Consider the following 17,248-nt stretch of genomic DNA (forward strand, 5'->3'; position numbering starts at 1 on the left):
TCCGTAGGATGTCAGGGGAACGGGTGAGGCGCGAGATTCACGGCGCCGGGGTGTTGCCTCATATGCGGTTCGTCGACATCGAGGGTCGCCGCCTGAGGGCTCAAAGCCCGCACGACGTGCCACCCCTGTGCTACGACGTCGGTTGAACGGACATCGCCGAGATACACCTGCCATCCCGAATCTTCAACTGCCCGCAGGGTATGGAAGAGCGGCGAGACGCCGTCACGGATGAACTCCAGTTCGGACACCGCGGGCCCATCATCGATGAACTCGTTTAGGCCACGGTTCTCGATGCGCGCGTGGAACGCGATATGCCCCTCGAGCGACGTGACAGATGAATCGTCGGGCGCGTCGCCCTTCGCACTCAGTCCCCAGTTGTAAGTCTGCACTGATTCGGTGAATGCAGCGGCCATGGCATTGCGGACGTCAGGTTTGGACGAGCAGCCGACCGCCAGCCCCACCTTGTCCGACCGAGCACAGGAGAGAATAACGGGAACGCCTCCGACTCCCTCGAATCTGACGAGGGTGACCTCTACGTCGAGGAGCCGGAGTTGCCGGCAGATGTCCTTTAGCCTGGGAGAGAAGCTTTCGGGGATGTGCGTCGGTAGGCGCAGAGTAACACCACCACGCTTGCCGTACCACGCCCTCATGAACGCGTCCCGTTCGATGAGTTCAAATACAGCAGATCGCGCAGCCGCTCCGTACGTTCGGCCCGCCCCCAGCCCATTGGACGTGACTGTGCACCATCTCTGGCGGTCAGCCGGATTCAGATAGACCAAATCTGCTGGGACTCCCGCCGCCGAGTGGTCAATCGCTCGATGCACTTTGACGTAGGGGATGTCAGGAACGCTCGATGGGTGAACGTACGGAAAGCCGTCCGCTGCATATTGCGCGTCCGTGAAGGGAACGAACCGGCTTGCAGGGATGATCGGGCAGTCGAGAGAAGTGACACGGTCCGGCACATAGCCGGCGGAATACCGCTCGACAAACTCGCCCGTCGCAGATCCATACAGCTGATCGGAATCCGCCCCGAAGCCGCATGAACTCTGCTCCGGCAGGCACGCCCCGATGAACGCGGGAAACGACGGGCTCCGGTCGACCAGCGCCTGCGCACGGATCGCCCCAGGCGGAATCCGAAGCGGTTCAATCCCGGGAATCAACCCAAAGTCGGGGCCAACTACTCCGCTTCGGAGGGGGCTGGGTCGAGCCACGGATAGCTGGTCGAAGATCTCGCGGTCTTTGAACATGAGGGACACCGCGGCACACTCCAAACACGAGAGTTGTAAAGAGTCAGAGACTCAGGATTAAAGACAGCGCACGACCCGATGAGTTCGTGGGCCTCGTGATAGAAAGCCCTCTCAATGAGCCTGGCGGCGAGCTGCACGCCGAGGTCCACGTCACGGACTGACATGGGACCTGGGGCCGCAGAGCCGTGGTAACGCAAATACTCGTCCGGCCAGTCGGTGCTTGCAGCTCTGCGAATTACCAAACACTCGAAGCATGCGGTTGTTCCTGGTAGTACGGCCGGACCGACAAAGAGCTTGGCGCCGTCGAATGGGACGACGGGAACATGGCAGATGTTGCTTGCCCAGAGCGACCTGCAAACTTCGACAGCATCGGGGATGGTCGATCGGATTACGAGCACCGGAACAGTGGACTCACCATCACCTACATCGACGATCTGGAAGGACCCAAACGCCCTGAGATCCTCCCGGACTCGTACTTCCAAGTCACTCGGCACATCAAGTCGAACCCGAACCGGATCCGCGGCGGTCCACCCACGGGGCAGCCCGGGAAGTCGATCCCCCGCAGCGTTGTGGAATCTCACAACACCTGCCGACCGCAGCGAGTTCAAGAGGCGTTCCTGCCCGCTAAGGCCAGGAACGCCCCTCGTCACCTCATCGAGAGTGCGCGGTTTGCTGAGGAAACCGAACAGCTCCTTTGCAAGCTCTTGGTGCTGCCGAAAGCGAACGATCGAGCTTCCCAAGACCAGGACGAAAGAGTCCTCAAAATCGGCCTGGCGGACGCCCTCCGCGATGACGTAGGTGGAACTCACTGAGATCTCGCCCCTGAACCTACTGCTGCTTGGGGTTCTTGGGACGCCCGCTCGAGGAGCAAGACGACGAGACAGTGATGACCGGGCCGCCGTCCATCTTGGCAGGGGTCGCGATCGCGCCACTGATCTCGAAATCGAGTTCCTGCAGGATAGCGGGCATCTGCCACCCGGGGGCGGTCTCGACGACCGGCTCTGCAGTCAGAATAGTGCTCACTGATGTCCTCCAAATTGGTCTTGTAGACTTCCACGCACCTCCCGGCGGGAGATGTAAGTCACGCTAAAAACGATGGACGAAAATTGTCAAGTCATCCGATCGTGTTAGCTCTTACAAGCTGACTTTCCGAGCCAGAAGCTCTTTCAGCTCATCGTTCGTGCCGCCATCACCCGCGCCCCAGAAGCAACGCCGATAATTGTCGTTATGTAAGGTAAATATGTCCTCGCCCCGCCGGGGTCGCGTCGGAACGGCTCATCGAAGCTGCCATACCACTGCGTTCTACGTCAGTTTGGATGAGACAAGCTGCGGCTCGTCCCTCACCCCCGGTCGACCACACGCGCCGATCCTCGCAGTCCATGCAGGAGGGCCAGAGCGTTGTCCCGTTGCATGACAGGTCCCTGGATCGCGGCGGCATCGATCTCCAACAGGTACCGGGCACGTTTGTCGCTGAGGTTCAGCCATTGATCCTTATCTGTTGGCTGGTCGAGGAAGACAAATGCGGCCTTCTTCGGGAGCTTCCAGGGCCGTGACCGGTACTTCACCCGCGCTGGCCATCTCGTCTTCTCGATGTCCAGGTGGACGCGCCCCGTGGCGCGGACTTGCTGGACGAGCTCCTCACTGGAGGTCAGGTGCCAGACCTTCTCCCCCAGTTGCAGCTCGGCCGCGTCATGGACGGCGTGGTAGCCCAGCACGAAGGCCCGGGCGATCGAGTAGAAGTAGAGCACCGCGGCGAAAAGGACCACGAGCCACAGTGCCCTGCCCGCGAGGTCGTGGGCCGTGACGTACAGCGGAGACGCGATGAGAAACGCCAGAGCCACGGCGCCTATCGCGCTGAGAGCGGCCTCTGCGATCCAGATACGGAGTTGCCGGTCCCGGCGGCGGGATTCGTCTGTCATCTGGTCCATATTCTGACTGTAAGGCCGGCGTGTGACATCCTCGCCGGCGGAGCTTCACCGTCGACTCGAGGCATCTTCAGGCGCTGCCTGTCGTTCACGAGAGACTTGAACGGAGCCGGGGAAGCGGTAGGTCTTGCCGATGACAAAGCCCCACCGGTCTCGGTACAGCTCGGCCACGCGCCGGTTCGTGGCCCGTGTGACCAGCTTGGCGCCAGTCTCATCGGCGTAGTCGACCACGCTCTGCAGGAGCTCTGTTGCTGTCCCGGACCTGACGGGCCGGGCGGAAGCGTTGTTCGGTTCCCATCCCCCGGGGATCTTCTTGGCCGTGACGACGGCGCGACCGCCGGGCTGCGCCCAGATCCTTCGACTCCGACTGACCGAATTGAATACGATCGTTCCGATCGGCACCAGCACGATCAACAGCAACATGAGCGCTACTCCTGCCACGAGCGTCACTGTCGCGATCACCCACTCCCCCAGCAAGAGGGCGAGAACGACGCCGCCTGCCAGGATCCCGTAGGACACCCAGCTGGCAGAATTCCGAGACAGGGAGTAGCAGGAGGCTGTGACGATCGTCAGCCAGGCCGCTGGCATATCCCGGAGCTGCAGAATCGGAGGCCCAGTAACCTCCGCAGTGCCGTGTGCGTTGTTCAGTGCCTTGATCATGCGAACGCCACGAATGCGTTGTAGAAGCCGTGCATCAGAATGGCCGGGAGTAGGGATCGGTAGCGCAACGCCAGCCAGGTCAGCCCCACGGCACCGAAGCCCGCACTGGCGACGTTGGAACCGTTGGCGAACGCGTGCAGGCCCGCGAACGTGACCACGGAGACGGCAATGACGGCCCAGAGCACGACGTGCCGCACCCAGGGCCGGACACTTCGGTGCGCGAAGTCCGTACCGAGCAGGTAGGCCACGAACAGGATCGGGCCGCGGGACATCACTTCCTCAAGCACGGGGGCGTGGAGCAGGTTGTAGAGGAACTTGACCGGAACGGTGGCGTTATCCGTGACGACAATTCGGGGGTCTTCGTCGGCCGGCACCCATCCCGGCCCCAGGGGAAGGTGGGCGAGCCAGTGGTTCACCAGGAGCATCACGACCACCAGGCCGGCGACCGGCAAGACCATCTGGCCGAGATCCCGGAGGGTGTAGCTACGCCAACCTAAGGCGCGGACCACCCTGAGGAAGAGGAGCCGGAACCGACGGGCGAAAGTCTTGAGCATGCCCCGCATCGTGTCGGCGGCGGTGCCGGGCAGGCTCATCATGAGCACGAACGCTGCCCCAAGGCCCACGACGGCGTACTCGGTCCCGAGAAGCAGGTTTCCGAGTGGTGATTCGTGACCCTGCGGCTGCACTCCCGGAAGCGCGGCCGCGATCGCGGGGAAGATGTAGGCCAGGCCGAACAGCACCACCAGCGTCGTGAACCCTGCGGCGACGTAGGCGGCCCGATAAAGGTAGGGCCGGTACTTGGTCCGGTTCGTTCGAGTCACCGCGGAAGTCATCGGCCGCCTCCCGGACGGAGGTATGTGTTGGTGTAGGCGTCCAGGACGAGAGCCAGGCTGTTGCGCTCGTTCTGACGCCTCTCCAGGGGGGAGAAGAGCTTCAAAGCCTCTTCCGAGGTTTTGATGTGATCACCGAGCAGCCAGACTTCGCGGATCCGGTTCTTCTTCGCCAGCCAGACGAAGGTTTCGCCGGTGGCGCTGGACCAGGTGCAGCGCCACTCTCCGCACCGCGGGCCGCCGTGCCAATCGTCGTCGCCGTCCCGGCGCCAGTGATCTCCGAACAGCGTTCCTTCAGGGAGATCTGGGCGCCAGGATCCCTTACGAGCAGGGTTTTCTTCGAGGAAATCGTCCATGCGGTAGCGAAGGAATCCGCGCTGGGTCACGTCCCGCGCGGCGTGTTCCTTATCCGTCGCCCGTGCCTGACCCTGCGTCGACGTCGTGGCGAACATGTCATCCAACCAGGCGCTGACCCGTCGCAGCTCGTCCTCGAGGACGTGCAGCGATTCCGTTTGCCGAAAGACCCGATCCTGCAGCGCAGATCGCTGGCTCTCGTATGCGTCCAGCTCCTTCTTCTCTGGGAGCCGGTTCTCGGTCAAGCGCCCCTTCAACCGTGTGAACGCGTTCTTTTCGTGAGCCTGTTCGTGCTCCTGCAACGCCTCGTCGTGTGCGGCGGCCGCTTCGTCGATCTGGTCCTCAATTCGCTGCAGCCGCCGCTTGGTCTCTTCCAGACTGTCGCGGGCGTTGGCGACCTCATCGGTAAGAGCGCGTTCGTAGGGAACGTAGGCTTTGTGCTCAGGCAAGCTGGCATCGGGAACCGATACGTAGGGGATGCCGGTGAAGGCGCGCAGCCGGTTGCGCTCCGCCAGCGCGCCTTCTTCGCGTGCGTTCTCGATCGCCTCTGCGATCTCTTGATCTGTTGCCACAGCGGGAGTCCTAACTTATTGGGTGAGGGATGGCTGGTATGTCGGTGAGCGCGACCGGATCAGCTGGCGAGCCGCACGATACCTGTGACCACCGACAGAAAAAAGTCAAGTGCCCAGCCCCGGATACCGGGGCTGGGCACTTCGAGCACTCAACCTGGCTGGGCCTAGCCTGCGGGCACTTCAGCCCTGATGGCTTTCCGCACCTGGACGCCGTCGACGACGTCAGGAGAAGGTTTTGCCCGTTCGAGGACCTGGATCTCGACGGTGTTGAGTGCCTTGTCGAAAGTTGCGGAGGTCGGCCAGTCGGACCACCGGCAAATATCCATGAGACGGCTGAAAACCAAGTAGGCATGGAACCCGGTCCGGGAGGGCCATGCGGCCGTTCTTGCCGCCCAGGCGGCCCGGTAGCCAAGGGTGTCCCGTAGAGGGTGGTGAAGGCCGATGACGAGGTCCTCGTGCTGGTGTCCGTTGCCGCTCAGGGCGTTGTGCGCATCGCACCACACTGAGCTGAGGTGAGACTCCGTCTCAGCGAGGGCTTTGACGATCCCCGGCCGCGGACGAGATCCGCGCCCTTCGAGCGTGTCCACCGTGACTTCGGGCAGCGAGGAGATCTGCACCGCGATCTCCGATTGACCGGCGTAGATGGCCGCAGTAGGGATCGCGCTGCGTACAAGCCAATCGACCAGGGAGCTACGGCCGATCGTGAACTGTGCTTCCGTCATGATTCCTCCTCAGCTGGTGGCTCTACGTGTGCTCGCGCCATGCTCACGGGAACGAGACCTCGGGGTACGGGATCTCTGGCCGGCGGTGAGCTCCACGGTGCTCTCTTCTTCGCGTGCAGGGGTTTCCGTACCCTTCCGGGTCCCAGGCCTGGCACATTAGCGCCAGCACCTGATCGACTGCGGAGGATCGAGCCTGCCCAGCTTCCTTACGTTCGCACCTACTCGCGATATAACGCTCCACAGCGCGCGTGTAGCCCGGGCTGGTTGAGCTGTCGATATCTGGGAGCCCGTGGTGCGGACCAGTGTGCCCAGCTGCGAGTTGGCACTCCACATCGATCTCTACCGGCTCGAACGCAGGATCAGACTCGTCATAATCCACGATGGTTGTCCACTCGCCGCAGGTGAAGGTCGCCAGAGCTGCCGAGGCTTCCTGCACCTTCTGTATGGCGGACTTGACGGTCACGGCGTGTTCCTCCGCGACCTGAAACAACCGTTCGTACTCCGCCTCACGGGAAGCCGACCGGAGCATCAGTAGGTTCCTCAGCATCATCTTCCTCCTCAGTTTCCATTCCATGTGCGATCAGCTCGGGCTGTGGCGCTGGGTTGTCCCTTTGAGGTGCGGCGCCGGCTGCGGGGTGTTGGCTTCCAGCTCTGTGACCTTGACGGGTGCCGGGTAGACCTTGCCGTCGCTGATCATGGTCAGTGGTGGCTCGGTGTTGTCTTTGTCGGAGATGAAGAAGGTTGTCTCGGAGGCTCCTTTGACGGAGACGATGGTGTCACCGTTTTCATCGATACCCTTGCCGGTTCTCTGGACGAGCTCGTTGTGGGCTCGTCCGTCGATGTCGTACCCGTTGAAATGGGCCTGGCCCTTGCCTAGTGCTTCGATGGGTTGCTGGTACACGATGGGTGGGGCGACCCGCCCGACGCTCTGATGTGCCTCTCCAAGGTCTCCGGTGGGCTGCGCACTGTCCGCTGTCGTCCGCAGCCAGGCGTACCGGCCTTGGGAGGCGAGCAGCAGCATCGTTCCTTGGTTATCGGGTTCGGGCGCCGCGTGCACGAATTCCATGGACCGGTAGATGCCCGGCGTCGAGTTGAGCCCTTCCAGGGTGGCCGGCACCCCCACAATGTTGATGACTTGTCCGGGTTTCAGCTCGCTGATCCGGGTCCCGGTGGGGCCATCCGTGTCGGCTCGGGGTTGGGTGGGCGCTTCCCACTGATGCATGTTGGGGTGGATTCCCGCATCGACCGCTGCGTCAAACGCCATTTCCGCGGCATCAGCTTGTGCCGCTTCGGCGTTCATGCGTTCCAGAAGCGCTGGAACTCCAAGCTGTTCAAGGATCGCCTGCTGGGCAATCCTTGCCCCGTCCACCCGCATCAAGGCCTCTTCCACCAGATCCGCCGCAGGGATCCCCGCTGTATAGAGGTCTTCGGCACCTTGCCCGCTGTAGACGAAGTACCCCCCGCGCCCGGGTCCAGTCGAGACCGTTACGCCCCGATCCGGATACGACTCTTGGACTGCCGTGTTCACTGCACTGACCGCTTCCTCGAGCACCGCAGACCGGGCAACCTCGGCCAAATAGTCATAGTCCCAATCAGAGACGTTCGCCAGCAGGTCCCGCACGGATGCATGAACCAACGACGTCAACCGCTCCTCCCCCAACCCTGTCGATGGGACATACGCGGCTCCCTCGTCATCGTGAGCCTCGATAGCCTCAGCGAAAGATCGATTCTCAGACTCGGGACGGGTCCGGACCACATGCTCCTCCCACGGGCTCAGAGTTGACCTTGCGGACTGGTTCTGGAGGGGTTCGTCTGCGCCGAGGGTCTGCTCTCGTAGCGCGGGTAGAAGCGTTTCGGCCCCGGGGCCGTTCCTCCGTTCGCTGTTAGCATCACCGAGGTAGCTCTCCAGTCGATCTTTGAACCTGAATCTCTCGTCATCGAATGCGCGCTGCAGATCACCGTCCGCTTCGAGCACCGAAAGGAAGGGAGCTGGAAGGCGTGGGATGTCGTCCCACTGCTCTGCAGGTAGGGCCTGGCGCAGGTTTCGGAGGAAGAAGCGTTCTTCTCGCAGCAGTGCTATGAGTCCCTCAGCACGTGCGTTTCGGGCCTCCCGGTAGTTGCCGAGTACACCTCCGGTGAGTGCGGTCGGCAAATCATGCAGGGCCGCTACCAGAGTGGTACTCCGTCGAGCCTGATTGCGCTCGAGTGAGAGGGCCCGGGCATGCTCCAGGCTATGAACCGCGGCTCGAAGAAACGCTGCGTCCGAGCGGGCCATCTCCTTCTCAGCCTCGGTTGCGGGCACCCACTCCCAGCGAGCTCCGTCCTCATCGTTGACGATCCGTTCGCCGTCAACGAGATCTAGATGCTCGGCTACCAGGTCGATGAAATCCTCCCGGTCGATCACCTGCAGGACATCGCCCTCTGCCGCGATGATCGCGTCGAGGGCCAAGGGTGGGCGTGGATCGGGGTCGACGCTTGTACCGCGTGCTCGGTCGTAGACCTGATCTGACCACTGGAGGTATTCGGCTCTGACTGCCCTGGCGGCTTCCAACCGGGCGCGGTTGGCTTCTTCGTGGTGCCCCTCAACACCGAGTGTCAGCGCTGTGAGATCGCTGGCCTTGGCTTGCTGCAGGGTCACCGGCGGCACCGGGTACGGGGTGGAAACAGCCATGGGATTCTCCAATCATTCTCAGGTGGTGATACCCGGTGTTCCCTGCCCAGGAGCTGAGTGTCGCTGACATACAGGAAGGACCGCGGTACGAGCTGTGATGCTTGTGCCGCGGTCCTTCCCTGGCGATGCCGGTATCAGGACGGTTCAGGTCCTGACGCCGGCGATGTCACGGTTTCCAGTCCGTGTTCCCACTCGGGACTGTGCCCGGGGTTGGGGACCTCCTCGGCTCGGCCTTCGGTCATGGTGGTGACCCGGAATCCGTCGTTGAATCTCTCCTGCAACCGCACCACGCCCTGGCCGGTGTCAACGTGGATCTCCAACCCTGTCTCGGTCTGAGCGCGGTGTGTGAGGTTCCCGGTTGCGTCGCCAATGGTCTTGATGAACGATGACGCCGTTTCGGCCTGGATCCCCTGGGCATGGATCCGGGTTCCCAGGGCGAGCTCCGTGACCGGCACTTCCCGGAACACTGGTGGCGTCGCGTGGACAGCTGGGGCCGGCCCCGTCCCGGTCACCAGCACAGCATCCATGTTCCGGGCAGCGACCCATTGAAGCCGTCCCTTTTCCTTCAGCAGCAGGAAGCGCTCCGCGCCGCTGCGTCCCGGAGTGGTTGCGGCCACCACGGCGTTGGCGGCACTCACCCGTCTCTGATTCCCCAGGGTCACGGGTGTGACCGTGCCGGTGATCCGCGACCCGACCGGGACGTCCTGAACCCGGCGGCCGACACGGGTATCGAGCAGTTCCTCCACCTGGGACACGTCTGCCCCGGTGGAGGCGGCCCAGGCCAAGACCTCTTGCTGGGTCGCGGCCGTGAGGCCTCCGGCGATCGGGGTCACCTCGAAGGAACGCAGCACCCCGTGGGTCTTGACCTCGCAGTGAACTCCCCTGCCGGCGCCGGAGCTTTCGACCCGGGCGTAGAAGGCGGGGAACTGCGTCAGTGGTGTAGCCCCGTGCCAGTCGGCCTGGCGGATGTGAACCTCATCAGGGCTGATCCTTACCCAGTCGCCTTGCTGCACGACCGCGGTCGGGAGTTTCCCGTCGATGCTGGCCCGGTCCAAGACGATGCCGGCCTGACCGGCGCCGCGGAGCAGTTGCCGGACCTTACTGGCACGGGTTGCTTCCTTCCACGGTCGGGGTAGGTACCAGAGCTGCTGGCGTGCGGAGTATTTGAAGCTGTTGCTCTTCAGCAGCTCGATCAGACGCTCCTGCCCGCGCTCGACGTCCTCGACGCTGGTCCCCTCAGCCGAATGCAGAACCCGTCCCACGGCTGAGCCCTTCCCCGGCTGGGCAGCTGCCGGCGCCGGAGGAACCGGGTCTTCGATCCTGGTTGGCGAGAGCCGGGGAAAGTCCTCCGTGCCGCTGGTTGCTTCTTCGGGCAGAAACCGGGGCCGTTCTGGCTCTTCGGCTTGCCGAGGCGTCTTCGGAGTGATGGCGTTGGCCTCGGGTTCCATTCCGACCAGGTCCAAGGGTTGCTCCGGCAACTCCCCGGGCCAGATGACCGCATCGTCGTACAGGACCGCGGTAAATTCTTCGATGCCGTCCACGGTCTGCAGGCGGAGCATGGCGTGAGAATCACTGACCTTGATGTCCTGCAGCCGGCCCAGTCCCAGGTGCTGTTCTCCCCAGCGGCGAGAATTGCCCCGCGATCCGAGGACCGCAACCCACTGACCCAGCGCTTCGGGAAGATTCTGCACCCGTGTGGTGGTCACGCCCGGCTCCGCCAGCCGGGCTGTTTCTGCCAGGCTCAACGCCCCGTAGCGGCGGGCATGGATCGTCAGAGTCTGATCCTGCCGGCGCTTGACGTCCCTGACTTCGCCCTGCGGATCCAGATACCGGATCCCGCTCATCGTCTGGTTCGACACGGAAACGATACTGACGCGCTCTCGCGAAGCTGCCCGGGGGTTTAGCTCATGCTCACTGACCAGATCCCCCGGCCGCAGCGAGCCGATGTCCGCTCCGAGCCCATCCCCGGTCCAGACCTTCTCCACTTCCTCCGTGGTGAGGTATCGGCCTGGCCGGACTTGGCCCCGACTCCCCGCTTGGCGATAAGCGCCCGTTTCCGGGTCAGCCCAGTACGATCCGTGACGGCCCAGGCGCAGCACGTCACCGCGCCGCGCGGCTTGGGTATCTTCAATGAGCACATCCCCCGGCAGCAGGACCGTTGAAGGCCCCTGCGCATCGACCTTCTTCGGGGCGTGCACGAGCACGTTGGGCAGGGCCGAAAAGTGGCGAGGCACCCGGTGCTCTGACCCGTCGCCACTGGTGATCGTCAGGGTGTTCCCCGTCAGCGCTGTGACCGTGCCCGTGATCGTCACTTCCGGGTCGCCGTACCGGGCCACGGAACCATTGCGGATCTCGGGGGCGTGCACGGTGATGAGCTGCCCCTGGGTCACCGAGTGCATGGTTTCCAGGGACTTCTGCGGATCCTTGGCGGCAGCCACCAACTGCTGCTCGAACTCGTTGAGCGAGTCCAGGCGCCGGGAGATCAGCTCCACCGCCTCGTAGCCGGCGACCTCGGCACGGTTCTCCGGCCCGTCGGTTGCCGTGACTCCGCTGAGCTCTACCCGCCCGTGCTGTGTGCTGGTGACCGTGAAGAACTTGCTCCCCTGTCCGGGCACCTTCGTCACGACGTCCCCGACGCGCAGTTCCCTCCCCCGCGCTTTGCTGTCCCCGAAGATCTCTTGCAGCACTTCGTGTTCCACCTCGGCCTGGACCGGCTCAGCCTCCTCTTCTGCCCTTTGCAGGCCCATGTCATCCATCAGGTCGCGGATCTGCTGCTGGATATTCAGAAGCTCTTCGGCACGGTCGAACGGGGTGTTCTCCCGCTGCGCGTGCTGTTCCCGGTCAGCTTCGATCGTGGGCCGGCTCAGCGTCGCTTTCGTCAGTCGTTCCGGGATAGCGGCCAGAAGGTTCTCTACCCGCTGCATCAAACCCCTGGCCGTGGTCTCCCGCAGTTGTTTGGCATCGATGCTCAGCATCAGAGCGTCAGTGCCTCCCAGGCGGAGCTCGTAGCCGCGACTGGTGGCCCGCACGCTCACCTCAAGTCCGCCCACGCTTGCCGTTTCGGTGCTCCACGGACCGACGGCATTGGGGACCTGTACAGCACGGTGCAGGATGCCCAACAACGCCTTCCCGGCCTCGACGCGGTTGGTGAACGGCACGGCGCCCACCGTGGCGTTGAACAACTCTCCTTCCGTGGGCCGTGCCTGATGCCGGGCACGCTCCAGCAAAGGGACCTGCGTGTCCAGGACAGAGAGTTTCGCCTCGGCCAGGCCGCGATCGATCTTCGCCCGACGAGTTCCGTCAGCCCACGAGCCTTGCAGTGTTTCCAGCTTCGCCGCCTGCATCTGCAAGGTGGCCAGCTGTTCCAGCCGAGGATCCCCCGACAGGGCGGCCGCGGCCTGGGAAGCGGTCAGCTCGAGGTCACCGAAGCCGTCTTCGAGCTTGCGCACCCCCTTGGAGTGTTTCAGGGTGTTGATGAACCCGGCCTTGTGCGCCACGAGGTCCCACATGTAGACATCGAAGGTCTCCGAGACCGCGTAGATCAGCACCTCCACCTCGGCGTTCTGATTACCGTGGCGCAGCCCGCGGCCTTCGCGCTGTTCTAAGTAGTCGGGCCGGAAGGGCACGTCGACGTGGTGGATGGCCACCACCCGGTCCTGCACGTTCGTGCCGGTGCCCATCTTCTCCGTAGAGCCGATCAGCACCCTGACCTGCCCGGCCCGGCAGGCTCGGAACAGGTCCTGTCGTTCTTCATCACTGCGAGCTTCATGGATGAACCGGATCGTTGATTCCTCCATCCCCAGGCTTACGCACTGGGACCGGATCTCGTCATACATGCTGAACCGGCCCTCCAGGTTCGGGGTGGCCCGGTCGCAGAAGACGATCTGCAGGGACCCGGTGGGCTCTCCCACCCCCTGGTAGACGATGTGGCTGTTCTCGGCGTCGATGCGCTGGATTTGCTCGGCAACCTGAGCGGCGCGGCCGCCGTCGGGATCCGCCGGCAGACCCCGAAGCCGCGGGTCTAACGCGACCATCCGGCCATCGCCGGTGATCTTGGGCATGTTGTCCTCGCGTGGATCGACCGATCCCAGCCGCTTGGCCCTGGCCCCCAGCTCGACCACATAGTCTCGCACCTCCTCGCTGGGTTCACGCTTGAGCAGGTGCCGCTCCCCTCCCTTGAGGTCGGGCAGGACGATGCCGAGGTCCTGGGTGGTGACGGTATCGGTGAATGGGTCAGAGAGTGCCTGCAGCTCGGGCAGGTTGATGTAGGTGGTGATTTTCTCCACCTGGTCGAACCCTCCGCCGGCGGGAGAGATCCGCAGGATGGTGGAACGTTCGGTGAACTGCCCAGCCCAGGCGTTGACGTCCGCAACCCCAGCCCCGGCCAGCAGATCCGGGCGCAGGTAGTGCTGCATGACCCACCACTCGGCGATGCTGTTCGCCACCGGTGTACCGGTGGCAAACGTCGCCACCGCGGGAAGGAAGGTGCTGCTGTATCGCCCGTCGGCCTTGGCCTGCTCGATCTTGTGCTCCCGCAGGGCGCGGAGCTTGTAGTCAAGGTCCTGCGCCCTCAACGAGCCCGTGCAGGCCAGTTCGTAGGAGTCCGAGGCCCGGAACAGGTTCTTGAACAGGTGCGCCTCATCCACGAAGAGGTAATCGATCCCGGTGTCCTCCCACACCAGCCCCTGATCCTTACCGGCCAGGGTTTTCGCGTGGCGTTCCTCCAGGACCTTGATCTGGCGCTGCAGGCGCTTCTGGGTGACCTTGTCACTGGGGTCGGCCTCGGCGTTGGCCGCCTTCACGGCCTCGATTTCCTCCCGCAACCACTCGGCGCTGCGCACCGGGTCGATCTGAATCGAGGTGAACACGGTCTGCGGCATGATCACCGCGTCCCACTCCCCCATGCCGGCGGCCGCGATCCATGCCTGCCGATCGGCGGCATTCAACCCCGTCGGGATCGCCAGAACCTCAGCCATCGGGTACCAGGAGGTGAACTCGGCCGCGACCTGATCCACCAGGTGGTTCGGGACGATGATCGCCGGCTTTGTCGCAATTCCGGTGCGCCGCAGTTCCATGGCCGCCATGCACATGGTTCCGGTCTTCCCGGCTCCGACGACGTGATCGAGCAAGGTGGTGGGTTCGGCCAGGATCCTGGCCACCGCCGCCCGCTGATAGGGGCGCGGGGTGATCGCGTCGTTGAGTCCAGGTAGTGCCATGACCTCGCCCATGCCGGTGTAATCGGCGCGGATCACCGAATTGAACATCTCGTTATACCGGGCCATGACCGTCTCGGCCCGGCCCGGCTCAGAGAGCACCCAGGCCCCGAAATCATCAGCGATCCGTGCGGCCTTGTCCCGGGCTTCCACGGTCGCTTTGGCGTCCTTGACGTAGCGTTTACTGCCGTCAGGGTTGGTGACGGCCCGCCGGACCACCACGGAACGGGAGTTCATGATGGATTCGAGCAGCTGCGTCGGGGTCCGGTCCCCGGTACCGAACTGGTACCGAACACTCGGGGAGAACTGGGCGCCGGAGGTCTTGACCTCCCAGGAGTCTTCGGTGTTCAACCGGATCGTGGCCAGCACCCCGAACCGTTCGGAGACGTACTGTTCGTAGGTGCCGGCCTCGATGTAGCGGCCACCGGGCTTGATTACTACTTCCCCGGCACTGACCGGAGCCGGGATGACCGCCTCCAACGCGGTCACGTTCACCTGGAACCGGGTGTCGGTTTCGGCCTTCTGGCGGGCCACGTCCAGCTTCTGGCGCACGTTCCCTGCCAGATAGGCCTGTCGAGGAACCAGCTCCCCGGTTTCTGGGTCGTCAAAGACCAGGTCTCCGAGTGCATCCCGGGCCAGTGCGGGGTCGACGTCCAGGAGCTCCGCGATGCGGTCCAGGCTCAGGACACGGTTTTCGTCCAGCGCGATCGCCACCGCGTCCGCCGGCGATTCCGCGGTCCGCCCGCCACCAGTCTTCGTGCGGATGTCGGCGGAGAACAAGGGCCGTTTACTCGCCGTCTGTTCCTGCTCATCGAAGTTCTCCAGGCTCATCAGCAGGCCCCGGGACGGGTCCTGCCTGAGGAAGGTGAGGTGTTCGCGGCGCTTGGTCAGGGGCTGCTCATCCCGGACTTCCTGTCCCCATTCGGCCAGCAGCTCCTCTGCCACCTCGACCTGGGACGGCTCGATCTCACCATCCTGGGGAAGGCTCGCCCGCCACTGGGCCTCCTTCTCCCCCACCATCAGAGCCAGCGCTTTGGCCCCGATGTTCGATCGCTGCAGCGTGAAGCGGTTGATCGGCCCATAGGCGGACACGTACACGTCATAGGCCAGGTTCAAGGCCTGACGCGCTGCGTCTCGCTCAGCGCTGGTGGCCTCGGGCCGGCGCTGGACCGCCATAAGATCCACCGCGGCGTCCCGGACTTTCAGCAAGGCCCTGGCCTCGACGTGGTTGGCCTTCTTCACCGTCACCGGCGCCCACCCTGTGGGGGTCAGCTGCTCGAAGCCGGTCCCTTCCTCGCGGGCGCGGACGGTACCGATCCGGCCGTTCCCGTTCGAGACCAGAGTGTGCAAACCAGGGGCGGTATCGACCACGGCGGTCGGCTCATACGGGGCGTACCCGAGACCGTTCTCCGCGGCTACGCCGAGTTGCCGTTCCAGTTCCTGACGGACCGACTGGGCCAGGTCACGGTCCTGCACCGGCTGAACGGTCACTTCGTCACCGAATCGGCCGGAGGTGATGCGCATCTGCCCCAGGACCGCTTCCGGGTGGTCGACGAACCAGCGGTTGATCCGTACGACCTCGGTGTCCTCAGTATCGGCGCGCTCCACCGCCGTGCCCTCACGCTGCACCCAGGTCTGTAGCTGTTCCGGGGATGCCGTGGCACCATTCTCGCGGCGCCGGAACACCAACACGTCAGCGGAGACATCCGTGCCGGCTGTTTCCTTGAAGGCCCCTTGCGGGAGACGGACGGCGGCGACCAGGTCACCGTACTTGCCGATCTGCCGGCGAGCCACCTCACCTGCGGCGTCCAGGGTGAAGGTACTGGTGATCACCGCAACGTAGCCGCCCGGGGCGGTCAGCCGGAGCGATTTGGCGATGAAGTGGTTGTGGATCGAGAGCCGGGCCGTGTTGTGCAGCGGATCATGCACCACGAAATCTCCGAACGGCACATTGCCGATCACCGCGTTCAAAGATCCTTCCGGGATCCTCGTGTTCTGGAACCCTCCGGCTTCGATACGCGCCTGCGGCTGTAGGCGGGAGGCGATCGAGGCCGTGACAGGGTCCAGCTCGACACCAATCATCTGCGCCGATTCCGGGGCCAGGCCAATGAACACCCCGGCCCCGCAACCCGGTTCCAAGACCGGACCGCCGGAGAAACCTGCCGTGGCCAGGGCCTCCCACATGGCCTTGGCCACCGCCGGGTCCGTGTAATGGGCGTTCAGGGTCGTCGCGGCCGCGGCGTCGACCGCCTCAGGTCCGAACAGGTCCTCTAACGATTCCCTGACCTGTTCGGCCTCGGGGTGTGCCGGGTCGAACACTTCCGCCACCGCGCCCCAGGAGGACCACGCGGCCAACTGTTCCTGCTCTGCGGCGGTGGCGGCGCGATGTTCCTGCTCGAGCTGCGCGGCCAGGCGCAGCGCGGTCAGATTGGCCCGGATCCGGGCCTTGGTGCCCGTGGGGGCGAGATTGCGCTCCGGAACCCAGCGCGGCCCCGTTACGGGGCGCGCAGCTCCGACTGCTGTGCCAGGGTCGGCCAGGACGTCCGGGCCGGATCCACCACGACCCCCTGCTGCGCCAGATGTTCCCACGCCCGGGCGAAGATCGTGTCCATCTTCTCCAGCTGACCGATCCTGTCCTCCCGGCTCAACGCTGCCAGGTCCTCGACCACTGCCGTCGACGGGGCCTGCGGGTCCTTGGTGATCACCAGCTGCGCCCACAGCGCCTTCACCAGCACCAGGAACTCCGGGTTCAGATTCGTCCCGCGGGAGAACACCCAATCCGGAACGCACAGCTCCCCCACGTTCAAGTTCTCCTCGAACCACTCCGGCAGGGTCAGGTACTGAGCCGGCGCCTCGAGCGGCCGCGTCCAAGCCGTCGGATCCTTCTCCCACTCCAGGGCGGCGATCGTCAGCGAATCCGGAAGCTGTGCCGGATCCTGGTGCAGCTCCTGCTCCGCCCACTCCTGCGCCAGAGACGTCTGGTGTGCTGGGTTCGTGGTCATCGAGTTCCTCCAAAAGATCAAAGAGCGAGTATTGGCCATCGATGGGTTTCTT

General features: G+C 64.2%; 12 protein-coding genes. All 12 read right to left on the reverse strand.

The window, feature by feature from the left end:
* Positions 1-11: 11 nt before the first annotated feature.
* The 12 genes from BLV63_RS00460 to BLV63_RS18570 all read right to left on the reverse strand — a co-directional run bounded on the left by BLV63_RS00460 (position 12) and on the right by BLV63_RS18570 (position 17,196).
* On the reverse strand, positions 12-1,247 hold the full coding sequence (locus tag BLV63_RS00460; protein ID WP_082724316.1) for a YcaO-like family protein: 1,236 nt from the start codon (positions 1,245-1,247) through the stop codon (positions 12-14).
* Positions 1,178-2,056 (reverse strand): TOMM precursor leader peptide-binding protein, encoded by an 879-nt coding sequence (locus BLV63_RS19100; protein WP_074783871.1) that lies wholly within the window; start codon positions 2,054-2,056, stop codon positions 1,178-1,180. Before BLV63_RS19100 ends, BLV63_RS00460 begins: the two co-directional genes overlap by 70 nt.
* Before the next feature lie 19 nt (positions 2,057-2,075).
* The gene (locus tag BLV63_RS18565) at positions 2,076-2,270 is read right to left on the reverse strand and encodes a hypothetical protein (RefSeq protein ID WP_066217214.1); all 195 of its coding nucleotides are present in this window, start codon (positions 2,268-2,270) and stop codon (positions 2,076-2,078) included.
* Positions 2,271-2,587: 317 nt separating this feature from the next.
* Entirely contained in the window at positions 2,588-3,175 is a 588-nt protein-coding gene (locus tag BLV63_RS00475) for a hypothetical protein (protein ID WP_066217212.1), read from the reverse strand.
* Positions 3,176-3,220: 45 nt separating this feature from the next.
* The gene (locus BLV63_RS00480) at positions 3,221-3,832 is read right to left on the reverse strand and encodes a hypothetical protein (RefSeq protein ID WP_066217211.1); all 612 of its coding nucleotides are present in this window, start codon (positions 3,830-3,832) and stop codon (positions 3,221-3,223) included.
* Positions 3,829-4,653, reverse strand: a complete 825-nt coding sequence (locus tag BLV63_RS00485; protein WP_139244595.1) for a CPBP family intramembrane glutamic endopeptidase — start codon at positions 4,651-4,653, stop codon at positions 3,829-3,831. Before BLV63_RS00485 ends, BLV63_RS00480 begins: the two co-directional genes overlap by 4 nt.
* 8 nt (positions 4,654-4,661) lie before the next feature.
* Positions 4,662-5,588, reverse strand: a complete 927-nt coding sequence (locus BLV63_RS00490) for a hypothetical protein (protein WP_066217207.1) — start codon at positions 5,586-5,588, stop codon at positions 4,662-4,664.
* Positions 5,589-5,752: 164 nt separating this feature from the next.
* The gene (locus BLV63_RS00495; protein WP_066217204.1) at positions 5,753-6,310 is read right to left on the reverse strand and encodes a hypothetical protein; all 558 of its coding nucleotides are present in this window, start codon (positions 6,308-6,310) and stop codon (positions 5,753-5,755) included.
* Between the two features lie 43 nt (positions 6,311-6,353).
* Positions 6,354-6,884, reverse strand: a complete 531-nt coding sequence (locus BLV63_RS00500; protein ID WP_139244596.1) for a hypothetical protein — start codon at positions 6,882-6,884, stop codon at positions 6,354-6,356.
* A gap of 6 nt (positions 6,885-6,890) precedes the next feature.
* Positions 6,891-8,981 (reverse strand): hypothetical protein, encoded by a 2,091-nt coding sequence (locus BLV63_RS00505; protein ID WP_066217200.1) that lies wholly within the window; start codon positions 8,979-8,981, stop codon positions 6,891-6,893.
* Positions 8,982-9,115: 134 nt separating this feature from the next.
* Positions 9,116-16,783, reverse strand: coding sequence for a helicase-like domain-containing protein (locus BLV63_RS00510; protein ID WP_169795540.1), 7,668 nt, complete (start codon positions 16,781-16,783; stop codon positions 9,116-9,118).
* Complete coding sequence (locus tag BLV63_RS18570) at positions 16,690-17,196, reverse strand: hypothetical protein (protein WP_066217197.1); 507 nt, start codon at positions 17,194-17,196, stop codon at positions 16,690-16,692. The genes BLV63_RS00510 and BLV63_RS18570 overlap by 94 nt, the downstream gene beginning before the upstream one ends.
* Positions 17,197-17,248 lie beyond the last annotated feature (52 nt).

The sequence above is a fragment of the Arthrobacter woluwensis genome (genome assembly GCF_900105345.1).
Classification (GTDB): Bacteria; Actinomycetota; Actinomycetes; order Actinomycetales; family Micrococcaceae; genus Arthrobacter_E; species Arthrobacter_E woluwensis.

What these genes read in the sequence shown, in the direction of transcription:
- BLV63_RS00460 (WP_082724316.1), bottom strand. Translation starts at nt 1,247, where the DNA reads ATGTTCAAAGACCGCGAGATCTTCGACCAGCTATCCGTGGCTCGACCC.
- BLV63_RS00475 (WP_066217212.1), bottom strand. Translation starts at nt 3,175, where the DNA reads ATGGACCAGATGACAGACGAATCCCGCCGCCGGGACCGGCAACTCCGT.
- BLV63_RS00480 (WP_066217211.1), bottom strand. Translation starts at nt 3,832, where the DNA reads ATGATCAAGGCACTGAACAACGCACACGGCACTGCGGAGGTTACTGGG.
- BLV63_RS00495 (WP_066217204.1), bottom strand. Translation starts at nt 6,310, where the DNA reads ATGACGGAAGCACAGTTCACGATCGGCCGTAGCTCCCTGGTCGATTGG.
- BLV63_RS00500 (WP_139244596.1), bottom strand. Translation starts at nt 6,884, where the DNA reads ATGGAATGGAAACTGAGGAGGAAGATGATGCTGAGGAACCTACTGATG.
- BLV63_RS00505 (WP_066217200.1), bottom strand. Translation starts at nt 8,981, where the DNA reads ATGGCTGTTTCCACCCCGTACCCGGTGCCGCCGGTGACCCTGCAGCAA.
- BLV63_RS18570 (WP_066217197.1), bottom strand. Translation starts at nt 17,196, where the DNA reads ATGACCACGAACCCAGCACACCAGACGTCTCTGGCGCAGGAGTGGGCG.